The sequence below is a fragment of the Pseudomonas sp. AG1028 genome, from assembly GCF_007993955.1.
GTDB lineage: Bacteria > Pseudomonadota > Gammaproteobacteria > Pseudomonadales > Pseudomonadaceae > Aquipseudomonas > Aquipseudomonas straminea.
This window is the reverse complement of sequence record NZ_VIVP01000008.1, coordinates 1-20809: the sequence shown is the minus strand read 5'-3', so window position 1 is coordinate 20809 and position 20809 is coordinate 1. Positions and strand designations below refer to the sequence as shown.

20 protein-coding genes are annotated in these 20809 nt (G+C 62.2%); 11 read left to right on the top strand and 9 right to left on the bottom strand.

Annotated features, from left to right (window positions below):
* Positions 1–3: 3 nt before the first annotated feature.
* Positions 4–2385 carry a heavy metal translocating P-type ATPase gene (locus FB481_RS14290; RefSeq protein WP_306109842.1) on the bottom strand — a complete coding sequence of 794 codons (2382 nt, stop codon included), beginning with the start codon at positions 2383–2385 and terminating at the stop codon, positions 4–6.
* A 272-nt stretch (positions 2386–2657) separates the two neighbouring features.
* On the bottom strand, positions 2658–3044 hold the full coding sequence (locus FB481_RS14285) for a hypothetical protein (protein WP_147176818.1): 387 nt from the start codon (positions 3042–3044) through the stop codon (positions 2658–2660).
* 140 nt (positions 3045–3184) lie between these two features.
* Between FB481_RS14285 and FB481_RS14280 the strand changes: the two genes are divergently transcribed.
* Positions 3185–3403 (top strand): heavy-metal-associated domain-containing protein, encoded by a 219-nt coding sequence (locus FB481_RS14280; protein WP_093505151.1) that lies wholly within the window; start codon positions 3185–3187, stop codon positions 3401–3403.
* On the opposite strand, the gene FB481_RS14275 is transcribed toward FB481_RS14280, so the two are convergent.
* Positions 3387–4004: a TetR family transcriptional regulator gene (locus tag FB481_RS14275; protein WP_093505149.1), complete on the bottom strand. Its 618-nt coding sequence runs from the start codon at positions 4002–4004 to the stop codon at positions 3387–3389. The genes FB481_RS14280 and FB481_RS14275 overlap by 17 nt on opposite strands.
* Before the next feature lie 171 nt (positions 4005–4175).
* Between FB481_RS14275 and FB481_RS14270 the strand changes: the two genes are divergently transcribed.
* On the top strand, positions 4176–5366 hold the full coding sequence (locus tag FB481_RS14270; RefSeq protein ID WP_147176817.1) for a multidrug effflux MFS transporter: 1191 nt from the start codon (positions 4176–4178) through the stop codon (positions 5364–5366).
* A gap of 551 nt (positions 5367–5917) precedes the next feature.
* Here the strand turns inward: FB481_RS14270 and FB481_RS14265 are convergent.
* The 4 genes from FB481_RS14265 to FB481_RS14250 form a co-directional block, all read right to left on the bottom strand.
* Positions 5918–6709, bottom strand: a complete 792-nt coding sequence (locus FB481_RS14265) for a Crp/Fnr family transcriptional regulator (RefSeq protein ID WP_147176816.1) — start codon at positions 6707–6709, stop codon at positions 5918–5920.
* A gap of 145 nt (positions 6710–6854) precedes the next feature.
* The gene (locus FB481_RS14260; protein ID WP_093505143.1) at positions 6855–7121 is read right to left on the bottom strand and encodes a TfoX/Sxy family protein; all 267 of its coding nucleotides are present in this window, start codon (positions 7119–7121) and stop codon (positions 6855–6857) included.
* Positions 7122–7209: 88 nt separating this feature from the next.
* Positions 7210–7566, bottom strand: a complete 357-nt coding sequence (locus FB481_RS14255) for a pentapeptide repeat-containing protein (RefSeq protein WP_147176815.1) — start codon at positions 7564–7566, stop codon at positions 7210–7212.
* Between the two features lie 67 nt (positions 7567–7633).
* Entirely contained in the window at positions 7634–9187 is a 1554-nt protein-coding gene (locus FB481_RS14250) for a bifunctional aminoglycoside phosphotransferase/ATP-binding protein (protein WP_093505141.1), read from the bottom strand.
* 117 nt (positions 9188–9304) lie between these two features.
* On the opposite strand from FB481_RS14250, the gene mrcB reads away from it, so the two are divergent.
* Genes mrcB through FB481_RS14235 form a run of 3 tightly spaced genes read left to right on the top strand, consistent with a single transcriptional unit; the run spans position 9305 to position 12711 of the window.
* On the top strand, positions 9305–11623 hold the full coding sequence (gene mrcB, locus FB481_RS14245) for a penicillin-binding protein 1B (protein ID WP_147176814.1): 2319 nt from the start codon (positions 9305–9307) through the stop codon (positions 11621–11623).
* 12 nt (positions 11624–11635) lie between these two features.
* Complete coding sequence (locus tag FB481_RS14240; protein WP_093505137.1) at positions 11636–12382, top strand: M48 family metallopeptidase; 747 nt, start codon at positions 11636–11638, stop codon at positions 12380–12382.
* A complete protein-coding gene (locus FB481_RS14235) occupies positions 12379–12711 on the top strand; it encodes a YqcC family protein (protein ID WP_093505135.1) in 333 nt (110 codons plus the stop codon). Before FB481_RS14240 ends, FB481_RS14235 begins: the two co-directional genes overlap by 4 nt.
* Before the next feature lie 13 nt (positions 12712–12724).
* Here FB481_RS14235 and FB481_RS14230 read toward each other — a convergent pair whose 3' ends face one another.
* A complete protein-coding gene (locus tag FB481_RS14230) occupies positions 12725–13165 on the bottom strand; it encodes a DUF4124 domain-containing protein (RefSeq protein ID WP_093505133.1) in 441 nt (146 codons plus the stop codon).
* 484 nt (positions 13166–13649) lie between these two features.
* On the opposite strand from FB481_RS14230, the gene FB481_RS14225 reads away from it, so the two are divergent.
* Both FB481_RS14225 and ilvN read left to right on the top strand, forming a co-directional pair.
* Positions 13650–15380: an acetolactate synthase 3 large subunit gene (locus FB481_RS14225; protein ID WP_147176813.1), complete on the top strand. Its 1731-nt coding sequence runs from the start codon at positions 13650–13652 to the stop codon at positions 15378–15380.
* A gap of 1 nt (position 15381) precedes the next feature.
* Positions 15382–15873, top strand: coding sequence for an acetolactate synthase small subunit (gene ilvN, locus FB481_RS14220; RefSeq protein ID WP_013789972.1), 492 nt, complete (start codon positions 15382–15384; stop codon positions 15871–15873).
* Positions 15874–15915: 42 nt separating this feature from the next.
* On the opposite strand, the gene ilvY is transcribed toward ilvN, so the two are convergent.
* On the bottom strand, positions 15916–16809 hold the full coding sequence (gene ilvY, locus FB481_RS14215) for an HTH-type transcriptional activator IlvY (protein ID WP_147176812.1): 894 nt from the start codon (positions 16807–16809) through the stop codon (positions 15916–15918).
* Positions 16810–16936: 127 nt separating this feature from the next.
* Here ilvY and ilvC point away from each other — a divergent pair, with 127 nt between their 5' ends.
* The 4 genes from ilvC (at position 16937) to msrQ (ending at position 20610) form a co-directional block, all read left to right on the top strand.
* Positions 16937–17953 (top strand): ketol-acid reductoisomerase, encoded by a 1017-nt coding sequence (ilvC, locus tag FB481_RS14210; protein WP_013789974.1) that lies wholly within the window; start codon positions 16937–16939, stop codon positions 17951–17953.
* Between the two features lie 151 nt (positions 17954–18104).
* Entirely contained in the window at positions 18105–18920 is an 816-nt protein-coding gene (gene pssA / locus FB481_RS14205; protein ID WP_013789975.1) for a CDP-diacylglycerol--serine O-phosphatidyltransferase, read from the top strand.
* 62 nt (positions 18921–18982) lie between these two features.
* Positions 18983–19993: a protein-methionine-sulfoxide reductase catalytic subunit MsrP gene (gene msrP, locus FB481_RS14200; protein ID WP_147176811.1), complete on the top strand. Its 1011-nt coding sequence runs from the start codon at positions 18983–18985 to the stop codon at positions 19991–19993.
* Entirely contained in the window at positions 19993–20610 is a 618-nt protein-coding gene (gene msrQ / locus FB481_RS14195) for a protein-methionine-sulfoxide reductase heme-binding subunit MsrQ (protein ID WP_093505127.1), read from the top strand. The genes msrP and msrQ overlap by 1 nt, the downstream gene beginning before the upstream one ends.
* Positions 20611–20809: the final 199 nt, after the last annotated feature.

The window sequence follows — 20809 nt, the reverse complement described above, 5'->3', positions numbered from 1 at the left end:
GCGTTAATCCTCGAAATGGGGGCGCCAGGTTTTCAAGAGCAGGGCATTGCTCACTACGCTGACGCTCGACAACGCCATGGCCGCGCCGGCGAGCATCGGGTCGAGCAGCCCGAAAGCCGCCAGGGGAATACCCACCAGGTTGTAGATGAATGCCCAGAACAGATTCTGGCGGATCTTCGCATAGGTGCGCCGGGCGATATCCAGGGCGGCAGGTACCAGGCGCGGGTCGCCGCGCATCAGGGTGATGCCGGCTGCCTGCATGGCCACGTCGGTGCCGCCGCCCATGGCGATGCCGACGTGTGCCGCTGCCAGGGCCGGGGCATCGTTGATGCCGTCGCCGATCATGGCCACAACGCCATTGGCCTTCAGCTCGCGGACGATACGCGCCTTGTCCGCTGGTAGCACCTGAGCATGCACCGACTCGATACCCAGCTGGCGGGCAACCGCCCCGGCGCTGCCCGTGTTGTCGCCGCTGATCAGGTGGCTGTCGATATGCCGGACCTTGAGGGAGGCGATAGCGTCCTGGGCACCGTCCTTGAGGGTATCGCCGAAGGCGAACAAGGCCCGCACCCGTGGAGCGTCGCCTTGTTCGATCAGCCATGAGAGCGTGCGTCCTTCTGCCTCCCAACGCCGTGCGGATTCTGCCAGTTCAGTTGGCTCGGCGGCGCCACTTTCCTCCAGTAGACGGCGGTTACCGAGCAGCAGCTTGCGACCTTCCACTTCTCCAGCAATGCCGCGGCCGGCCAGAGCCTGGCTGTTGCCGAGCGTGGTCAGTGCCAGGCCAGCCTCCTGGCAACTCAGCAGTACGGCCTTGGCCAGTGGGTGTTCACTGCCTTGTTGCAGCGTGCCAGCCAAGCGCAGCGCTTGTTGGTCATCGATCCCGACGGCGTGCAGGTGCGCGATCCGCGGTGTGCCGGAGGTCAGGGTGCCGGTCTTGTCGAAGGCCACCACGGTCACGCCATGGGCAACTTCCAAGGTTTCGGCGTCCTTGATCAGAATGCCGTGGCGGGCGGCCACACCGGTGCCTGCCATGATCGCCGTGGGCGTCGCCAGGCCCAGGGCGCAAGGGCAGGCGATCACCAGTACGGCGACGGCGTTAAGCAGCGCCTGCTCGATACCTGCCCCGATGGCCAGCCAGGTGATCAGGGTGAGCAGGGCGACCAGCAGGACCACCGGCACGAATACCTGGCTGACCCGATCCACCAGTTTCTGGATCGGAGCCTTGGCGGCCTGGGCGTCTTCGACCAGACGGATGATGCGCGCCAGCACGGTTTCCGCACCGAGGGCGGTGGTCTCGATCAGCAGGCGGCCTTCGCCATTGATCGCGCCGGCGGTCACCTGATCGCGCGGCGCCTTGGCTTGGGGCAGGCTTTCGCCGCTGATCAGTGCCTCGTCGGCGTGGCTGTGGCCTTCCAACACCTTGCCGTCGACTGCGAAGCGCTCGCCGGGCCGGACTACGATCTGGTCGCCGATGCTCAGCGCACTGACCGCGATCCGCTGTTCGACACCGCCTTGCAGGCGAGTTGCCTCGTCCGGGCGCAGCGCCTGCAGGGCGCGAATGGCACCCGTGGTCTGGCGCTTGGCGCGGCTCTCCAGGTATTTGCCGAGCAGGATAAGGGCGATGATCACCGCCGAGGCTTCGAAGTACAGGTGCGGCATCTGCCCGGGCGGGGTGATCGTCCATTGATAGAGGCTCAGGCCATACCCGGCACTGGTGCCGAGGGCGACCAGCTGATCCATATTGCCGGCGCCGCTGCGTAACGCGTGCCAGGCGGCGCGATAAAACCGGGCTCCGAGGATGAACTGCACTGGCGTGGCCAGCAGGAACTGCGCCCAGGCCGGCAGCATCAGGTGCACGCCAAGGGGCGTGAGCAGCATGGGTAGCACCAGCGGCGCGGCAAGCAGCAGCGCCAGTGCCAGCCGCCAGCGTTCGTTGCGTAACTGGCGCTCGGCGCTGTCGTCTTTGTCGGTGTTCATTTCCTGCGTACTGGCCGAATAGCCCGCGGCATCCACTGCCTTCAGCAACGCCTGGGTATCGGTGCCCGGTAGCACTTGCAGTCGCGCTCGTTCGGTAGTCAGGTTGACGCTCGCCGAGAGCACGCCGGGCTGCCTGCTCAGTGCCCGCTCGACGCGCCCTACGCAGCTGGCGCAGGTCATGCCGGTGATGGCCAGATCCAGTGTCTGTCCTGGTACTTCGTAGCCAGCCTTTTCCACCGCAGCCACCAGCGCCGGCAGTTGCTCTGCCGGTGCTTGTACCCGTGCCCGCTCGCTGGCCAGGTTGACGCTGGCGTCGCTGACCTGGGCCACGCCGCGCAGGACGCGTTCGACCCGGCCGGCACAGCTGGCGCAGGTCATGCCGCGAATCGGCAGATCGAAGCTGGACATGGTGGCCTCCGTGATGCCTGACAGATGCCTACAGGATCAACCTTGACATATGGGCAAGGTCAAGCCCTGCTGCAACTGTCTTAGAACCTGTTCAAAGCCTGCTGCGCGTCGGCACTGCGGCGTTAAAAACAGGCTGGAATGCCAGCCCAGTCGGACTGCTCATTTACAGCTCGTAAAGTCGAGCGCGACTCCGACCGGGCCTCGCCTGTTTTTGCGGGGCCGCCTAGGCCTTGCATTGCTCTAGCTCGCGAGACTTTGAGCAGGCTCTTGGATCACTGGCTGGAGGGCGCAGGCGTCAAGTAGGGGCCGGAAGTATTGAGGGCGATGCGGTAGCGGCGGATTTCGCCGGCCTGCAGAACCAGGCGCTGGCTGTCCAGAGGCGTGATGCCGGCCTGGCAGCTTTCCGTGCCGATCATGGCCAGGCGCACGGAGACGTCGCCGGGCGGCAGGTTGAACGATACCGACTGGCCCTGGAACAGGCGGGCGGCGAGCTGATCCTGCAGGTACACGCCGAATTCGCACGGCGAGGCGACCTCCAGGCGTTCGCGGGAAATGATCAGCACGGCGTAGCCGTCGCCCATGGTGGTGTGCGACGGCAGTACCTGGGCGAGTGCCGGCAGGGGTAGGGCGAGAAATAGTGAGAACAGAAGGTGGCGCATGGTCAGACCATAGGATGGTTGAGTGATCTGAGCTTGGCTGAGGTTGGCGGGTTCAACAAGCCGCGTGTTGACCTTGCCACGAGGGCAAGCCCGATACTCGCCGGCACCCCAATCAGCGCCTACGGGCTGAGGAGAAGACGATGCAAATATTCAAGGTTGAAGGCATGACGTGCGCGCACTGCGAGCGGGCGATCACCGGCGCCGTCCAGGCAGTCGATGGTGCGGCGCAGGTGCAGGTGGACCTGGCTGCCGGCGAGGTGCGCGTGCATACCACGCACCCGGTCGATCAGGTACTCGAGGCAATCATTAACGAAGGCTACAAGGCCGAAGCGGTACCAGCGGCTAAGACCAGTCACTGATCAGGCCGCGGAACAGCCCGTCGAACATCACCGGGCCGTCCTGCACCGGATCGAACAGCTTGTCGTCGCGCAGCCAGTCGCTGAGCATGCCGACGATCAGCGCGTGCAGGGTGCGGGCTGCCAGTCGCGGCGTCATGCCAGGGCGCAGCCTCTTCATGGTGGCGGGCTGCGCGAAGATGCCTTCACACAGGGCGATGAACTGATTGACGAAGGCATCGTGCCGCTCTTCGGCTTCGCGCAGTTCTTCGGTGAATTCGCAGCGATGCAGCAGGATGGTGAAGATGCGCCGCTTCTGCTCATCTTTAGCGATGCCGGCGATACCTTCGACGCATAGCGCATGCAGGGATTGCAGGCCATTGGCCTGGTCTTCCTGCAGGCGGCCGGCCAGTTGTTCAGGTGGCAGGCGGACCTGACTGAGCATGTCGTGGAACAGGTGGGCCTTGTTCTGGAAATGCCAGTACACCGCGCCGCGGGTGACACCGGCGTGCTTGGCGATGTGTTCGAGGCTGGTATGAGCGACGCCTTTCTCCAGAAACAGCACTTCGGCGGAGGCCAGGATGGAGGTGCGGGTCTGCTCGGCTTGCTCTTTGGTTCGGCGCATACGACAGGGATCAATCGGTTCAGGAAGCTGCGAGTGTAATTATTTTTTGCAGCCGATGTTTGTTTTACAGACGAACTTGTATGTAATTGCGCACGTCTCACCTGCTTTCGACGCGCGCCGCGTTCGCTTTCCATTCATCCCGAGGTGGGCCACCTGTCGAGTACCTTGCCAATGCCGCTTCGCCTGTTACTGATTCTTGGCGCGCTCAGCGCCTTCGGCCCACTGGCCATCGATTTCTACCTGCCCAGCTTCCCCGCGCTGGCGCAAGCGTTTGCCACTGACACCGAACATGTACAGCTCTCGCTAGCCTCCTATTTCGCCGGCCTTGCCATCGGGCAATTGGTCTACGGGCCGCTGGCCGACCGTTTTGGCCGGCGCACGCCGCTTCTGGTCGGAGTGTCGCTGTTCACCCTGGCGTCACTGGCCTGCGCCCTGGCACCGAGCCTTGAATGGCTGATCGCTGCACGTTTCGTCCAGGCCCTGGGTGGTTGCGCGGGGATGGTGATTTCCCGCGCAGTGGTGCGCGACCTGTGCGACCCGATCAGCTCCGCCAAGGTGTTCTCGCAACTGATGCTGGTGATGGGCCTGGCGCCGATCCTTGCGCCGGTAGCCGGTGGGCTGTTACTGAACCTGTTCGGCTGGCCATCGATCTTCATCTGCCTGACATTGTTCAGCGCCGCCTGCCTGTTCGCCCTCGGCCGCTGGCTACCGGAAACCCTCAGCCCGAGCATTCAGCCGCCGCCGTTGAGCGGCGCTCTGCGCGAGTACCGGCGGCTGTTCGGCGACCTGCCCTTTATCGGTCATGCATTGACCGGCGGCCTGGCGATTGCCGGCATGTTCGCTTACATCGCCGGCTCGCCCTTCGTGTTCATCCAGCTTTATGGCGTACCGGCCGAGCATTACGGCTGGCTGTTCGGCACCAACGCCGCAGGTTTCATTCTCGCCGCCCAAGTGAATGCCTGGCTGGTGGCGCGGCACGGGCCGGCCTACTGGGCGCGGCGGATCGTCTGGTTCTACCTGGCCTGCGGCGCCACTTTGCTGGTGCTGGCGTGGATCGGGCCAAAGGCGCTGTGGCCATTGATGGTCCCGCTGTTCGGCTGCATCGCTTCGCTGGGCATTCTGCTGCCCAATACCTCGGCCTGCGCGATGGCAGGGCAAGGCCGTCACGCTGGCAGCGCATCCGCACTGATGGGCAGTTTGCAGTTCACCATCGCGGCGAGCGCGGCCTCGTTGGTTGGTGCACTGCATGACGGCAGCGCCGTGCCTATGGCCCTGGTCATCTCGGGGTGCGGCGTGCTGGCGGTCAGTGCTTCGCTGTTCACCCGTTGGGCGGAGCGAAGCGCCGGCCATCCGAACGGCTGAGGCTCGGCACGTCAGGCGCTGTTCGGCCGGCAGCGGGTGCGGCGCCTGCACCCGCGTCTGCAAGGTCGCCACGAACTGGCGTGCTTCTTCTTCGCTAAGAAAACTGATCTGATGTTTGCCCAGGCGCATCTGCCAGCAGGTGCCAAGCGGGCCTTGCATCGTGCAAATCTGGATGCCCCTCGACATGTCTCCCAGTGGGCGTGGGAGCAGTCTAGCCAGCGTTCCTGTGGTTGCCATCTCGCCGCTCGATTAGGCGACGGGTTGCCGCCAATGAGATTCCTGAGAAAAACACCAGGCAAAAAAAGACCCGGCAAAGTGCCGGGTCAATAACCGTGATTAGCCTGATGAGGAGATAACCTGAAGAGTCCGACCTAAGGTCTCTTTAGCTTATCTGCCGATCTCGCGATCAGCTGATGCAAATAATAGCAATTCTCATTACATAGTCAATCGCTGATTGGAAATTATTTTCGGCGATCACCGCCATAGCGTTTCCGGCGCTCCAAAAGACAGAACCCGGCGCATGGCCGGGTTCTCGATAAACGCATTGATTGTCAGCTCGGCTGGCGTAGCCCGGTGATTTCCTTGTTCAGCAGGTCGATGCGCCGCGCCATGCTTTCCACCAGGCTGTGGGCGATACGCGGGTTGCTTTCCATGAGGCTGAGGAACTGATCCTTGGGAATTACCATCACGGTGCAGGGCTGGCTGGCCAGCACGGTGGCGCTGCGTTTCTCGTTGGTGAACACCGCCATGGCGCCGAAGATCTCGTCCTTCTGTACATCACCGACCTTCACATCGTCGACGAAAGCCTCGGCATGGCCGTCGATGATGATGAATACGTGGTCGGCTTCGTCGCCCTGATTGATTAGCGCGTCGCCCTGGGCGAAATGCTTGAAACCGGTGGCCGGACGGATCTCGGGCTGCTTGATGCGCGCCAGGGCGTCGGACAGCAGCGCGGTATGCCCGACCAGGTACTGGATGAACAGCTCCTGGCGCGCTTCTTCGGCATAGATGTGCTTGAACACGTCACTGCGCGAGTAGGGGATCAAGGTCAGCGGCTCGTCGCTGGTATAGCGGCAACTCGGCAGGTCGATGCCCTGACGCAGCCCGACCAGATCACCCTCCTGGAGGTAGAACAGCGGGCGCTCGTCAACCAGTGCATGCAGGAGGCCGTTGTCGATGATGAACAGTTGATTGCTAGGCAGGTCCGCCGCCAGGTTCTCGCTGCGCTCGATCTGCAGCGGCTCGCCGCAGGGGGTGAGCCCGTCGAGGAGTTTTGCGGGGATGCTTTGCAAGCGGCTGATCAATTGGTCGGCGTAGGCCGGTTGTTCCCCGAGTAGATACATGATGGTTCCTTGGGCGGCTCATGCTGGGTGCGCACGAAAATCCCTGAAACGATAATACCCGCCGCGTTCCAGGTAAATCGGTCTCGCTGGGGCTTGTGAACCAGCGCCTGTTCCAGAGCAGGTTGACCCTGCGAAGTCGATTGATTCAATCATCGCTGGCGATAGCTTGCAGTTGCAAATTGAGGCTTTCCTTGCGGGTGATCGGCAGCTCGCTCCAGTGAATGTCGAGCAGCGCGCCCTCGATGGAATACAGCAGCACCTTGGAAGCCCGAAAGCCGCGGGCGCGCACCGCCCGATAGGCCTCGACCGCACCGTGGCGGCGCAGGTCGCTGGCATTGTGGATGCCCACCGCATGCAACCATTGCGAGGAAGTCTTGCCGAGGTTCTTGAGGGTCTGCAATTCGTCGTTCACACCGCCTCCTCGGCGGCCTGTCGCTGGCCGCTCCCGTAAAGTGTAGTGCTGTCTGACCGTGCTGCCGCAGGCAGCGCGTTACAGGCTGCTACTGATGGTTGGGGTGGGTGCGGTAGCGCAGCCGGGTGCCGAAATTCATCGACATGAGGATTTCGTCCGCACTGAGTTCGATCGGGAAATAGGCCCCCGAGATCTGCGCATGGGCGATGCTGGCGCCTTCGAGCTGCGCGGTGCGAAAGTCCACGCCGCGCAGGTCGGCGCCGCGGAAATAGGCGTCGGTGAAGTCGATGCCCGTGGCGTCGAGGGTGCGCAGGTCGAGGCCCCGGAAGTCGCCGCCGCGCAGGTCGATGGGCTCGCCCTGGGGGCGTTGCTGGTTGAAGGCGGCGACGTCGTCGTTGTGCAGAAGGCGGTAGAGCGGGGTGTCCAGCTGGTGCGGTTGGCTCATGGTGGCAGTCATCCGAGGGAGGCTTACTGCCAGTATAGAAGAGCTTTACCGCGCCGCTGGCCGGCCGTCAGAGGCTCGGAAAGCGCTGGCGCACCGCGCTGACCAGCTCCGCCAGACTGGCGGCATCCGGTGTGTCGACGCGCTTGCAGTAGGGGAGTTCGGCGTCTTCCAGTGGATCCTGACTAGCACGTTGCGCCTCGATCACCGCCAGGGTGGCATCCGACGGATCGCTGCCTTCCTCCTGACGCTGCTGCAGCCAGCTGGCGAGCACAGCATCCGGCGCCTGGCAGTCGACGATCAGGAAAGGCACGCCGGTTTCGTCTGCAATGCGCTGCGCCGCCTGGCGCTGTGAGCGCTTCAGGAAAGTGGCGTCGAGCACAACCGGATAGCCGGCGTGCAGGGTCAGTTCGGCCAAGTCGTTAAGGCGCTGATATACCGCCTCGCTGGCGTCCTGGCTGTAGATGCCGCCATTGAGCTCGTTGCCGATTTGCTGACCGAGCATGCGCTTGCGCTCGACATCGGAGCGGATGCGAATTGCACCCAGAGCCTCAACCAAACGCAGCGCCACCTGGCTCTTGCCGACAGCCGAGACGCCGCGGGTGATCGCCAGCAGGCGCGACGGGATGGCGCTGTAGCTTTCGGCGAGGCTGGCGTAGGCGCGGTACTGGCGCAGGATCACCGCGCGCTGCACGGCGTCCTGCTCCTGGCCGAGGCGGAACAGCGCGACCTTGGCACGCACCAGGGCGCGGTGGGTCTTGTAGAGGTTGAATAGCTTGAGCGAACCGTAATCGCCGGTGTGCTCCAGCCAGCCATTGAGCAGGCGGCGGGCCAGGCATTTGAGGCCGCGGTCTTCAAGGTCCATTACCAGGAAGGCAGTGTCCAGAGCGATGTCGGTGAAGCGGAAGGGCTCGTTGAACTCGATGCAGTCGAACAGCGTGGCGCGACCGTCCAGCAGGGTGGCGTTACCCAGGTGGATGTCGCCGTGGCACTCGCGGATGAAGCCGTCGCGCGCCCGCGCTTCCAGCTCGGGCCACAGGCGCTCCAGGCTGCTCTCGGTCCAGGCTTCCAGGGCATCGAGCTGCTGCAGGTCGGTTTTGTCGCTGAGCATCGGGCGGATCTGCTCGAAGTTCTGGCGCAGCGGGGCGACGATGGCGGTGGCGTTGCATAACTCGTGGTCGGCCGCGACCACGGGGGTGTCAGCGTGAAAGGCGGCGATCTGCTTGGCCAGTGCGTCGATATGCGACTCATTGAGCTCGCCGCGCGCCTGTACCTGGGCCAGTAATTGTTCCTGAGGGAACTGGCGCATCTTCAGGGCGTATTCGAATGCTGGGCCGTCGCCGCCGATCAGCGGGGCCTCGGCGCTACCGCTGATCGGCAAAACCTCCAGATACAGGTCCTGAGTCAAACGCTGATTGAGGCGCAGCTCCTCCTCGCAGAAGTGTTTGCGTGCTTCGAGCGAGGTGAAGTCGAGAAAGCCGAAATTCACCGGCTTCTTGATCTTGTAGGCGAAGGGACCGGTCAGCACGACCCAGGAAATATGGGTCTCGATGACACTGAAACCGCTCACCGGATGCGGATAAAGGGCCGGGTTCTGCAAGGCGGTAATCAGGGCTTGGCTCACGGGCGATCCTTGGCTTCTAGAAGTGGGAACAGGCGCGCATTATGGGCCCTGGCTTGCGTACTGCAAACCGCTGGCGGTCGCTGCCGGCGCTTCGCAAAGTGCGTATAATGCCGTGCCATGACTCGTACCCGATCTTCCCGCTCCCGTTCCAAACGCCGCCCCCGTGGCATGCGCCCCTTGGTGGGCTGGGCTGTAAAGCTCGGCCTGGTTGGCCTGGTGCTGTTCGCCGGTTTTGCGGTTTACCTCGATGCCATCGTCCAGGAGAAATTCTCCGGCAAACGCTGGACCGTTCCGGCCAAGGTCTACGCCCGGCCACTTGAGCTGTTCGTCGGCCAGAAGCTGGCCAAGGACGACTTGCTCAAGGAAGTCGACGCCTTGGGCTATCGCCGTGAAAGTGCCGTGGATGGTCCTGGCGGCGTGGCCGTTTCCGGCAATAACGTGTCGCTTTATTCGCGCGGCTTCCAGTTCTACGAGAGTGCCGAGCCGGCCCAGCAGGTCAACGTGCGCTTCTCCGGTGACTACGTCGCCTCGCTGACCAAATCCGACGGCAAGGACCTGGCCGTGGCACGCCTGGAACCCATGCTGATTGGCGGCCTGTATCCGGCGCATCAGGAAGACCGCGTGCTGATCAAGCTCGATCAGGTGCCGGCCTATCTGGTGGAAACCCTGGTGGCGGTCGAGGACCGCGACTTCTTCGACCACTTCGGCGTATCGCCCAAGGGCATCGCCCGCGCCATCTGGATCAACGCATCCGCTGGCCAGTTACGCCAGGGCGGTAGCACCCTGACCCAGCAGTTGGTGAAGAACTTCTACCTGACCAACGAGCGCAGCCTGACCCGCAAGATCACCGAAGCGATGATGGCAGTGCTACTGGAGCTGCACTACGACAAGCGTGAAATTCTCGAGGCTTACCTCAACGAGGTGTTCCTCGGTCAGGACGGCCAGCGCGCGGTGCACGGCTTTGGTCTGGCCAGCCAGTACTTCTTCAGCCAGCCGCTGTCCGAGCTCAAACTCGATCAGGTAGCGCTGCTGGTCGGCATGGTCAAGGGGCCGACCTACTACAACCCGCGCCGCAACCCGGAGCGGGCGCTGAATCGCCGTAACATGATCCTCGACCTGCTGGCCGAGCAGGGTGTGGTATCGCCCGAAGAGGCGGCCGCCGCCAAGGCGCGTCCATTGGGCGTGACCCAACGCGGCAGCATGGCCAATGGCTCGTTCCCGGCGTTCCTGGATCTGGTCAAACGCCAGTTGCGCCAGGACTACCGTGACGAAGACTTGACCGAGGAAGGCCTGCGCATCTTCACCAGTTTCGATCCGATCCTGCAGATCAAAGCTGAAGAGGCCCTGGCCGATACCTTCAAGCGTCAGGCCGGCCGCAAGGGCGCCGACGAGGTGGAAGCCGGCATGGTGGTGACCAATCCGGAAACCGGCGAGATCCAGGCGCTGATCGGCAGCCGTCAGGCACGCTTCGCCGGCTTCAACCGCGCTTTGGACGCTGTTCGTCCGATTGGCTCGCTGATCAAACCGGCCATCTACCTGACGGCCCTGGAGCGTCCGAGCCAGTACACCCTGACCACTCGCGTGCAGGATGAACCCTTCTCGGTGAAGGGCCAGGACGGCCAGGTATGGAAGCCGCAGAACTACGATCGCAAGGCCCACGGCAGCATTTACCTGTATCAGGGCCTGGCGCATTCCTACAACCTTTCCACCGCCAAACTCGGCCTGGAACTGGGCGTGCCAAATGTGCTCAAAACCCTCGAGCGCCTGGGCGTGTCTCGCCAGTGGCCGGCTTATCCGTCGATGTTGCTGGGTGCTGGTGCGCTGACCCCGATGGAAGTCACGGGTATGTACCAGACCATCGCCAGTGGCGGCTTCAATACGCCGCTGCGCGGTATCCGCAGCGTGCTGACCGCCGAGGGCGAACCGCTCAAGCGTTATCCGTATCAGATTCAACAGCGTTTCGATGCTGGTGCCATCTACCTGCTGCAGAACGCCATGCAGCGCACCATGCGCGAAGGCACCGGCCGCTCGGTCTACAGCCAATTGCCGAGTTCGCTGACACTGGCAGGCAAGACTGGTACCAGTAATGACTCGCGTGACAGCTGGTTCGCTGGCTTCAGCCAGGATCTGCTGGCCGTGGTGTGGATGGGCCGTGACGACAACGGCCCGACGCCGTTCACCGGCGCGACCGGCGCGCTGCAGGCCTGGACCGGTTTCATGCGGCGCGCTGACCCGCTGCCGCTGGACATGCCGGTGCCGGATAACGTGGTGATGGCTTGGGTGGATGCAGCGACCGGGCAGGGCTCGGCGCAGAATTGTCCGGGTGCCGTACAGATGCCGTATATTCGCGGCAGCGAACCGGCACCTGGCACAGGTTGTGGTATTCAGGCGCCCGTCGACTCGGTGATGGACTGGGTGAAAGGCTGGTTGGAATAAGAGAGGTTTGCCGTGAGCAAGTGGTTGATTCCCGTTTTGACCGCCTCGGTGGTTCTGGGTGGCTGTGCCAGCGTTCCGCGTGGTTCCATCCCGGTTGTGGATTCCGGTAGTTCGGCTTACGAGCAGGACGACCGCCCAGGCGGTGGTTACAACAATGCGCCGCAGCAACAGCAGCAGGCGCAGTCCATGCCTGAGGATTCCGGCGTGGTGGTGATGGTGCCGGGCGGCGGCGCGCCTTCGTCGGCGCCGATCGACACCTACTCGGCCCCGGCCGGTGCGCCTGCCAACAGCGGTGGCCTGACCTTCGACGAGCCACCGCTGAGCAGCGAGCCGCTGGGTTCGCCCAATTACGGCAACTCGGCACCATCCCAGTCATCGACGCCAAGCGGCATTCCCAGCGGTAACGCTGGTGGCGGTCTGGCGGCCGACGAGCAGCTCGATGGCCCTGTGCTGGCGCTGCTGACCAGCGCCCAGCAGCAACAGACCGGTGGTGACCTCAATGGCGCCGCGTCCAGTCTGGAGCGCGCCCAGCGTATCGCCCCACGTGAGCCGCAGGTTCTGTATCGGTTGGCTGAAGTGCGTCTGGCCCAGGGTGACGCTGCCCAGGCCGAGCAGTTCGCCCGTCGTGGCCTGAGCTACGCAAATGGCCGCCCGGCGCTGCAAGCCAGCCTGTGGCAGCTGATCGCCAAGTCCCGTGAGCAGCAAGGCGACGCCGCTGGTGCTTCCCAGGCTCGCGAGCGGGCTCGGGTCAATCTGTGAGTGCTGCGTCGTCTGCCCTGGTTGCCGATCAGCTGTTGCTGATCGAGCGGGCGCTGCGAGTTCAGGGTTTGTGGGAAGCTTGCGCGCCGAGCGTGGAAGCGCTGTCCAGCGAGCAGCCGTTCTGCGTCGACACCCTGGATTTTTCCCAGTGGCTGCAGTGGATATTCCTGCCCCGCATGAAGGTCATCATCGAAGCGGGCGCTGACCTGCCGGCCGTGTCGGGCATCCTGCCCATGGCCGAACAGGTCTATGGTGCCGACAATTACGAGGCCGCCGCGCTGCTCAAGGCGCTGGGCGACTTCGATCGCCTGATCAGCGCGGGCCGTTAGGGCCCGCTACTGTTTACTGGCAATTATCCTTGATCGCCTGCTTGGCGTCGGCGATGCGCTTCTGGCGCTCGTCCTCGCCCAGGCGGCGCATTTCCCCGCCGTCTTCCACCCGCACTCGTGGGTTATTCTCCAGCTGCGCCAGGTTGTTGCGCTGGGTCTCGCAGTACTTCTTGCGCTGGGCTTCCTGAGCCGCCACTTCCTGCTTCACCTTGGCATCGGCCGCGGCCTGCTCGGGGTCGGCGATGGCGTCGAAGGTCGGCGCCGGTTTCGCTTCTGGCGTGGTGGAGGAAGGTGGCGCTGCCGACGGATTGACCGTGGTCGATTGCTGACCCTGTGGCGGCTGCTCGCCAAAGTGGGTAACGCCCTGAGCGTCGACCCATTTGTAGATCGGTGCTGCCATGGCGCTCGCACTCAGGGCGAGCAGCAGACTGCTGGTGAGAATCATGCGGCGCATGGCGTTTCCTTATCCAGGGTCCATCGACTGATTGAAGTGTGGGGAGCGTTAAGTTGCAACGCAGGCCACCACTATACCCAATCGGCGTTCGGCACAGTCTGGTCTGTTTCACATCGGCGCCGCTTTCGCATCGGCTTGCACGCGGGCGGCGTTGTTGCCGGATATTGCATATTCCGTCACGCATCGCTTGACTTGCCGCTAGCGAATATCAACAATCGGCTGCTCGCTGTAGTGGGGCCAGCCGCAAGCTGGCTTCAGCTCAGTAGACATGAGGCGCTACCCGCGCCGACCTTTCGTTACACCCGCAACGCGTTACCTCGCGCTGGGTGGGAAAGCCCCGCAACAGATCTGGGGCAGTCCCAATACTTGCTCAGTTGTAGCTGACGTAGTCGGCGACCACAGTCGCTCATGCTCTGCTGGCAGTAAACCTACTCGGGCCGACCCTGCAAAAGGGCGGTTTTCTGGCGTAATAGAGGTGAACAACGTGGAGCTTTTATCCGGCGCTGAAATGGTCGTCCGCTCGTTGCGTGACGAAGGCGTTAAGTACATCTATGGGTACCCGGGCGGTGCCCTCCTGCACATCTATGATGCCTTGTTCAAAGAGCCGGAAGTGACCCACATTCTGGTTCGTCATGAGCAGGCTGCGACCCATATGGCGGATGGCTATGCCCGTGCCACCGGCAAGGCCGGCGTGGTTCTGGTGACCTCCGGCCCGGGTGCGACCAACGCCGTGACCGGTATCGCCACCGCCTACATGGATTCGATCCCGATGGTGATCATCTCCGGTCAGGTGGCCAGCACCGTGGTCGGCACCGACGCCTTCCAGGAAGTCGACATGGTCGGCATCTCCCGCCCGATCGTGAAGCACAGCTTCATCATCAAGCATCCTTCGGAAATCCCCGAAGTGATCAAGAAGGCCTTCTACCTGGCCGAGTCCGGCCGTCCGGGCCCGGTGGTCGTCGATATTCCCAAGGACATGGGTGATCCGACCCAGAAGTTCGAATACAGCTACCCGAAGAAGGTCAAGCTGCGCTCCTACAGCCCGGCTGCCCGTGGTCATTCCGGGCAGATCCGCAAAGCGGCGGAAATGCTCGTCGCGGCCAAGCGCCCGATCATCTATTCCGGCGGTGGCGTAATCCTCGGCGGCGCCTCGGCGCAACTGACCGAGCTGGCTCGTGCCCTCAACGTGCCGGTCACCAACACCCTGATGGGCCTTGGCGCCTATCCGGGCGATGACCGTCAGTTCGTCGGCATGCTCGGCATGCACGGCAGCTACACCGCCAACCTGGCCATGCACCACGCCGATGTGATCCTGGCCGTCGGCGCGCGCTTCGATGACCGCGTCATCAACGGCGAGACCGCTGCCAAGTTCTGCCCGAACGCCAAGATCATCCATATCGACATCGACCCGGCGTCGATCTCCAAGACTGTCAAGGCCGACATCCCGATCGTTGGCCCGGTGGACAGCGTGTTGACCGAAATGGTCGCCGCCCTCAAGGAAATCGAACAGGCATCGGACAAGGAATCCCAGGCCATTTGGTGGAAGCAGATCGACGAGTGGCGCGGTGGCGGCCGTCTGTTCCCTTATAACGAGGGCGACGGCAGCATCATCAAGCCGCAGACCGTGATCGAGACGCTGTGCGAAGTCACCAAGGGCGAGGCGTACGTCAGCTCCGACGTGGGCCAGCACCAGATGTTCGCGGCCCAGTACTATCGCTTCAACAAACCGAATCGCTGGATCAACTCCGGTGGTCTGGGCACCATGGGCTTCGGCTTCCCGGCCGCCATGGGTGTCAAGCTGAACTTCCCGGATGCCGATGTCGCCTGCGTGACCGGCGAGGGCAGTATCCAGATGAACATTCAGGAGCTGTCGACCTGCCTGCAGTACGACCTGCCGGTGAAGATCATCAACCTGAACAATGGCGCGCTGGGCATGGTTCGCCAGTGGCAGGACATGCAGTACAGCAGCCGTTACTCGCACTCCTACATGGAATCGCTGCCTGACTTCGTCAAACTGGCCGAATCCTATGGTCACGTGGGCATGCGCATCACCGACCTCAAGGATCTCAAGTCGAAGATGGAAGAGGCGTTCGCGATCAAGGATCGCCTGGTGTTCCTCGACATCGCCGTGGATACCAGTGAGCACGTCTACCCGATGCAGATTCGTGGTGGCGCGATGCGCGACATGTGGCTGAGCAAGACGGAGCGTACCTGACATGCGTCATATCATTTCCCTGCTGCTGGAAAACGAACCGGGAGCCCTGTCGCGTGTGGTCGGCCTGTTCTCCCAACGCAACTACAACATCGAAAGCCTGACCGTAGCGCCAACCGAGGACCCGACCCTGTCGCGTCTGACGCTGACCACCATCGGTCATGACGACACCATCGAGCAGATCACCAAGAACCTCAACAAGCTGATCGAGGTGGTCAAGCTGGTGGACCTGTCGGAAAACGCCCACATCGAGCGCGAGCTGATGCTGGTCAAGGTCAAGGCCACCGGCGCCCAGCGCGCCGAGGTCAAGCGCACCACCGACATCTTCCGTGGGCAGATCGTCGACGTGACGCCGAGCGTGTATACCATCCAGCTGGCCGGTACCAGTGACAAGCTGGACAGCTTCATCCAGGCCATCGGCACCGCGCTGATCCTGGAAACTGTACGCAGCGGTGTCACCGGTATCGCCCGCGGCGACAAAGTGCTGAGCATCTGATCGCGAAAAGGAAATGAAGAACCCCGCCATGTGCGGGGTTTTTTATGGGCGCGATTCGCTGCTGCGGTTCCAGAAGGCAGCGATCAGGGGATCCTTGAGGCGCTTGTGCAGGGCGAACAGGCCGATGTCGTAATCTGTCAGTGGCGGCTGGATGTCGTAAAGGCGGATCCGTGCGGCCAGTGGGCTGTTGTCCAGCACGATCTGTGGCACCACGCCGATACCAAAGCCCAGGCTGACCATGCTGACGATGGCCTCGTTACCGCTGACCTGGGCGTAGATGCGTGGCTTGATATTGTGGTGCTTCAGCCAACGGTCGGTGCGTGTTCGTGCCAGGCCTTCCTCCGAGAGAATCAGTGGCACGTCCTGCCAGGTGTCTGCGCCGGGATTCTTCAGCTGTTCTTCGCTGAGCAACTGCGGTGATTGCGGGCCGATGAAGCGCAGCGCCGAGCGGGTGATCGACTGGAATTCAACGCCGGCAGGCAAATTGTCCGGACGGGCGCCGATGGCCAAGTCTTCCAGGCCTTGCTGCACTCGCTCGACGGCCTTGGCCGGGTCGCCGGTGTGCAGCTTCATTTCGATGCGCGGGTAGTCCTGTCGGAAACTGCTGAGAATTTCATAAAGGAAGCTGTAACTCGCCGTCACCGAGCAGTACAGCGACAGCTCACCGTGCAGCACCAGCTGATCCTGCTTGAAGGTCTGGCGGATGGCCTGCCAGCCATTCATGACGTCGCTGGCGTATTCGCGAAATTGCTGGCCTTCGCGGGTCAAGCGCACCGAGCGGTTGTCGCGCACGAACAGCGGTGCTCCGACTTCATCCTCGAGCTGTTTGATGCTGCGGCTCAGAGCAGAAGGGCTGACATGCTGCTCGCGGCTGGTCTTGCCGAAGTGCAGGTTGTCGGCGAGTGAGAGAAAAAGGCTGAGTGCGTGAGTATCCATTTGTGTTTCATATATCGGCATGCAGTATTGCGAATATATCATTTTACGCAATGGGGCGAATCACTTAAGGTGGATCTGTCGCGGTGCTCTGGCACCCCATCCCTTTCGATACACAAGAGCCAAGAACATGAAAGTTTATTACGACAAAGACTGTGACCTCTCGATCATCCAAGGCAAGAAAGTTGCCATCATCGGTTACGGCTCCCAGGGCCACGCTCAGGCGTGCAACCTGAAGGACTCCGGTGTCGACGTCACCGTCGGTCTGCGTAAAGGCTCTGCTACCGTTGCCAAGGCCGAGGCCCATGGCCTGAAAGTCGCTGACGTGGCTTCTGCCGTCGCCGCTGCCGACCTGGTAATGATCCTGACCCCGGACGAATTCCAGGGCGCTCTGTACAAGAACGAAATCGAGCCGAACATCAAGAAGGGCGCCACCCTGGCGTTCTCCCACGGCTTCTCGATCCACTACAACCAAGTCGTTCCGCGTGCCGACCTCGACGTCATCATGATCGCACCGAAGGCCCCGGGCCACACCGTGCGCACCGAGTTCGTCAAAGGCGGCGGCATCCCTGACCTGATCGCCGTTTACCAGGATGCTTCGGGCAATGCCAAGAACGTCGCGCTGTCCTACGCGTCGGGCGTTGGTGGCGGCCGCACCGGCATCATCGAAACCACCTTCAAGGACGAGACAGAAACCGACCTGTTCGGCGAGCAGGCCGTTCTGTGCGGCGGTACCGTCGAACTGGTCAAGGCCGGTTTCGAAACCCTGGTCGAAGCGGGCTACGCGCCGGAAATGGCCTACTTCGAGTGCCTGCACGAGCTGAAGCTGATCGTCGACCTCATGTACGAAGGCGGTATCGCCAACATGAACTACTCGATCTCCAACAACGCCGAGTACGGCGAGTACGTGACCGGCCCGGAAGTCATCAACGCCGAATCCCGTCAGGCCATGCGCAATGCACTCAAGCGCATCCAGGACGGCGAGTACGCCAAGATGTTCATCAGCGAAGGTGCTACCGGCTACCCGTCGATGACCGCCAAGCGTCGTAACAACGCAGCTCACGGTATCGAAGTGATCGGTGAGCAACTGCGTTCCATGATGCCGTGGATTGCAGCCAACAAGATCGTCGACAAAGCCAAGAACTGAGTCGAATCGATCCAAGAAGAACGCGGCCCCGGCCGCGTTTTTTCGTTCTAGGACGGGCTTCTGGTATAAAGCCTGGGTATCCAGGCCGATTAGGGCGAACGCTTGTCCGGTGGCTCGGTCGAAAATTCAAATCCGATGCAAGGTGTTGTTCATGAGCGAGCGTCCGCAAGAGCCCAAGTCGTCCCGAGACGACGACAGCTTACTGCCCATCGACGAGCATATTGAGGAGGGGCATGACGACGAGGGGCGCAAGGTTCGCCATCGCGGCATCTACCTGCTGCCCAATCTGTTCACGACCGCGAACCTGTTCGCTGGCTTCTATTCCATCATCAACGCCATGAACGGTAACTTCTACGTGGCCGCTGCCACGGTGTTCGTGGCCATGGTGCTCGATGGTCTGGACGGCCGGGTTGCCCGCCTGACCAATACCCAAAGCGCCTTTGGCGCCGAATACGATTCGCTGTCCGACATGGTGGCCTTCGGTGTCGCACCGGCGCTGTTGGCCTTCGAGTGGGCGCTGGGCAGCATGGGCAAGGTCGGCTGGATGGTCGCCTTCATCTATGTGGCCGGTGCTGCACTGCGCCTGGCGCGTTTCAATACGCAGATCGGCAGCGTCGACAAGCGCTACTTCATCGGCTTGGCCAGCCCGGCCGCTGCTGGCGTGGTGGCCGGTACCGTGTGGGCGTTCAGTGACTTCGGTATTCAGGGCTCGAACATGTCATTCGTGGTCGCCATCCTCGTCGCTGCCGCCGGCATGCTGATGGTCAGCAACATCAAGTACAACAGCTTCAAGAATCTGGATCTGAAAGGCCGTGTGCCGTTCGTGGCGATTCTGGCTGTGGTGCTGGTGTTCGCCGTGGTATTCAGCGATCCACCGCGCATCCTGTTGCTGATCTTCCTGGCCTATGCCGCTTCTGGTCCGATCCAGTATCTGCTGCGTTTGCGTCGCCGCAAGCCAGTGGAGTGATGTAATTTCCTGCAGACTCCGTAGTCTATTGGGCAGGCCTGTCCCGATACTGCGGAGTCACCATGCTGATCAAGCTGCGTCAGTCATCCGAATGCAATGAATCGGATGTCACCCCCGAATCGATCTATCTCTCCCGTCGCACCTTTATGGGCGCTGCTGCAGCCGGGATGGCGCTGAGCAGCCTGCCTGCCTGGGCGCAATCTACCGGCGAGCGTTATGCCGACGTTGCGGCCAGCAGCGCGCCGGACTGGTTGGCCAAGCGCATTGCTGCGACCAAGTGGAATGCGGTCACCGTCAAGGATGAGGCGATCACCCCATTCCAGGATGCGACCCACTACAACAACTTCTACGAGTTCGGCGCCGACAAGTCCGATCCGGCGGCGAACGCCGGCAGCTTGAAAACCGAGCCCTGGTCCGTGGTGATCGATGGCGAGGTTGGCAAGCCGGGGCGCTATGCGCTGGAGGATTTCCTCAAACCGTATCAGCTCGAGGAGCGCATCTACCGACTGCGTTGCGTCGAGGCCTGGTCGATGGTGATCCCATGGATCGGCTTTCCCATCTCTGCGCTGCTTGATAAGGTCGAGCCGACCTCGGCCGCCAAGTACATCCGTTTCGAAACCCTGAAGGATCCCGAGAGCATGCCGGGGCAGCGCTCGAACTTCGCGTTGATCGACTGGCCATATGTGGAAGGGCTGCGTCTGGATGAGGCCATGCATCCGCTGGCAATCCTCGCCGTTGGTATGTACGGTCGCGAACTGCCCAATCAGAACGGTGCGCCGCTGCGGCTAGTGGTGCCATGGAAGTATGGCTTCAAGAGCATCAAGTCGATCGTACGCATCAGCTTGGTCAGCGAGCAGCCGAAGACCACCTGGCAAAGCATTGCGGCCCAGGAGTACGGCTTCTATGCCAACGTAAACCCCACCGTCGACCATCCGCGCTGGAGCCAGGCTCGCGAGCGCCGTCTGCCTAGCGGGCTGTTCAGCCCCAATGTACGCGAGACCCAGATGTTCAACGGCTACGCCGATGAGGTCGCTAGCCTTTATAGCAATCTCGATCTGCGGAAGAACTATTGATGCGGCATCCGTTCTGGCGTCTTTTTGTTTTCCTGCTGGTCGCCGTATGGCCGCTGTATTGGCTGTATCAGGCCTGGTCGTTCGCCCTGGGGCCCGATCCAGGCAAGGTGTTGGTCGAGCGCCTCGGGTTGGGCGCGCTCATCCTTCTATTGATCACCCTGGGCATGACGCCTTTGCAGAAACTCAGTGGCTGGTCGGGTTGGATGGCGGTGCGCCGTCAGCTTGGCCTGTGGTGTTTCGCCTATGGGATTCTGCACCTGGCGGCGTATGCGGTATTCATCCTGGGGTTGGATTGGTCACAGTTGGCCGTGGAGCTGCGCAAGCGGCCTTACATTATTGTTGGGGCTATCGCGCTGTTCGGCTTGCTGCTCCTTGCTCTGACTTCAAACCGTTATAGCCAGCGGCGCCTGGGTAAGTCCTGGAAGAAGCTGCACCGCCTCGTTTACCTGATTTTGCCGCTCGCTCTGCTGCATATGTTGTGGATTGTCCGCGCAGATCTTGAAGAGTGGACGGTTTACGCTGTCATTGGTGCGCTGTTGCTGCTACTACGGATTCCCGCTTTGATGCGCAGAATCCCGCGCTTCGGCAGGGCAGGGCAGAAAGTTCAGGGAAAATGAAATAAGTCCTTGACCTGAGTTTCGAGGGGCCTATAATGCGCACCACTTCCGGCGCAGCCTGATCTGAAAAATCTTTGTAGATCAACGAGTTAGACGAAAATAAAGGTTGCACGGACGGCGAATTCGAGTAGAATGCGCCGGCATCGACAGGGCGGTTTGAGTGGTTCTGTTGATGGTTCGGTCAGGTTGATCGAAGGCG

What these genes read in the sequence shown, in the direction of transcription:
- FB481_RS14290 (WP_306109842.1), bottom strand. Translation starts at nt 2,385, where the DNA reads ATGTCCAGCTTCGATCTGCCGATTCGCGGCATGACCTGCGCCAGCTGT.
- FB481_RS14285 (WP_147176818.1), bottom strand. Translation starts at nt 3,044, where the DNA reads ATGCGCCACCTTCTGTTCTCACTATTTCTCGCCCTACCCCTGCCGGCA.
- FB481_RS14280 (WP_093505151.1), top strand. Translation starts at nt 3,185, where the DNA reads ATGCAAATATTCAAGGTTGAAGGCATGACGTGCGCGCACTGCGAGCGG.
- FB481_RS14275 (WP_093505149.1), bottom strand. Translation starts at nt 4,004, where the DNA reads ATGCGCCGAACCAAAGAGCAAGCCGAGCAGACCCGCACCTCCATCCTG.
- FB481_RS14270 (WP_147176817.1), top strand. Translation starts at nt 4,176, where the DNA reads ATGCCGCTTCGCCTGTTACTGATTCTTGGCGCGCTCAGCGCCTTCGGC.
- FB481_RS14265 (WP_147176816.1), bottom strand. Translation starts at nt 6,709, where the DNA reads ATGTATCTACTCGGGGAACAACCGGCCTACGCCGACCAATTGATCAGC.
- FB481_RS14255 (WP_147176815.1), bottom strand. Translation starts at nt 7,566, where the DNA reads ATGAGCCAACCGCACCAGCTGGACACCCCGCTCTACCGCCTTCTGCAC.
- mrcB (WP_147176814.1), top strand. Translation starts at nt 9,305, where the DNA reads ATGACTCGTACCCGATCTTCCCGCTCCCGTTCCAAACGCCGCCCCCGT.
- FB481_RS14230 (WP_093505133.1), bottom strand. Translation starts at nt 13,165, where the DNA reads ATGCGCCGCATGATTCTCACCAGCAGTCTGCTGCTCGCCCTGAGTGCG.
- ilvN (WP_013789972.1), top strand. Translation starts at nt 15,382, where the DNA reads ATGCGTCATATCATTTCCCTGCTGCTGGAAAACGAACCGGGAGCCCTG.
- ilvY (WP_147176812.1), bottom strand. Translation starts at nt 16,809, where the DNA reads ATGGATACTCACGCACTCAGCCTTTTTCTCTCACTCGCCGACAACCTG.
- ilvC (WP_013789974.1), top strand. Translation starts at nt 16,937, where the DNA reads ATGAAAGTTTATTACGACAAAGACTGTGACCTCTCGATCATCCAAGGC.
- pssA (WP_013789975.1), top strand. Translation starts at nt 18,105, where the DNA reads ATGAGCGAGCGTCCGCAAGAGCCCAAGTCGTCCCGAGACGACGACAGC.
- msrP (WP_147176811.1), top strand. Translation starts at nt 18,983, where the DNA reads ATGCTGATCAAGCTGCGTCAGTCATCCGAATGCAATGAATCGGATGTC.
- msrQ (WP_093505127.1), top strand. Translation starts at nt 19,993, where the DNA reads ATGCGGCATCCGTTCTGGCGTCTTTTTGTTTTCCTGCTGGTCGCCGTA.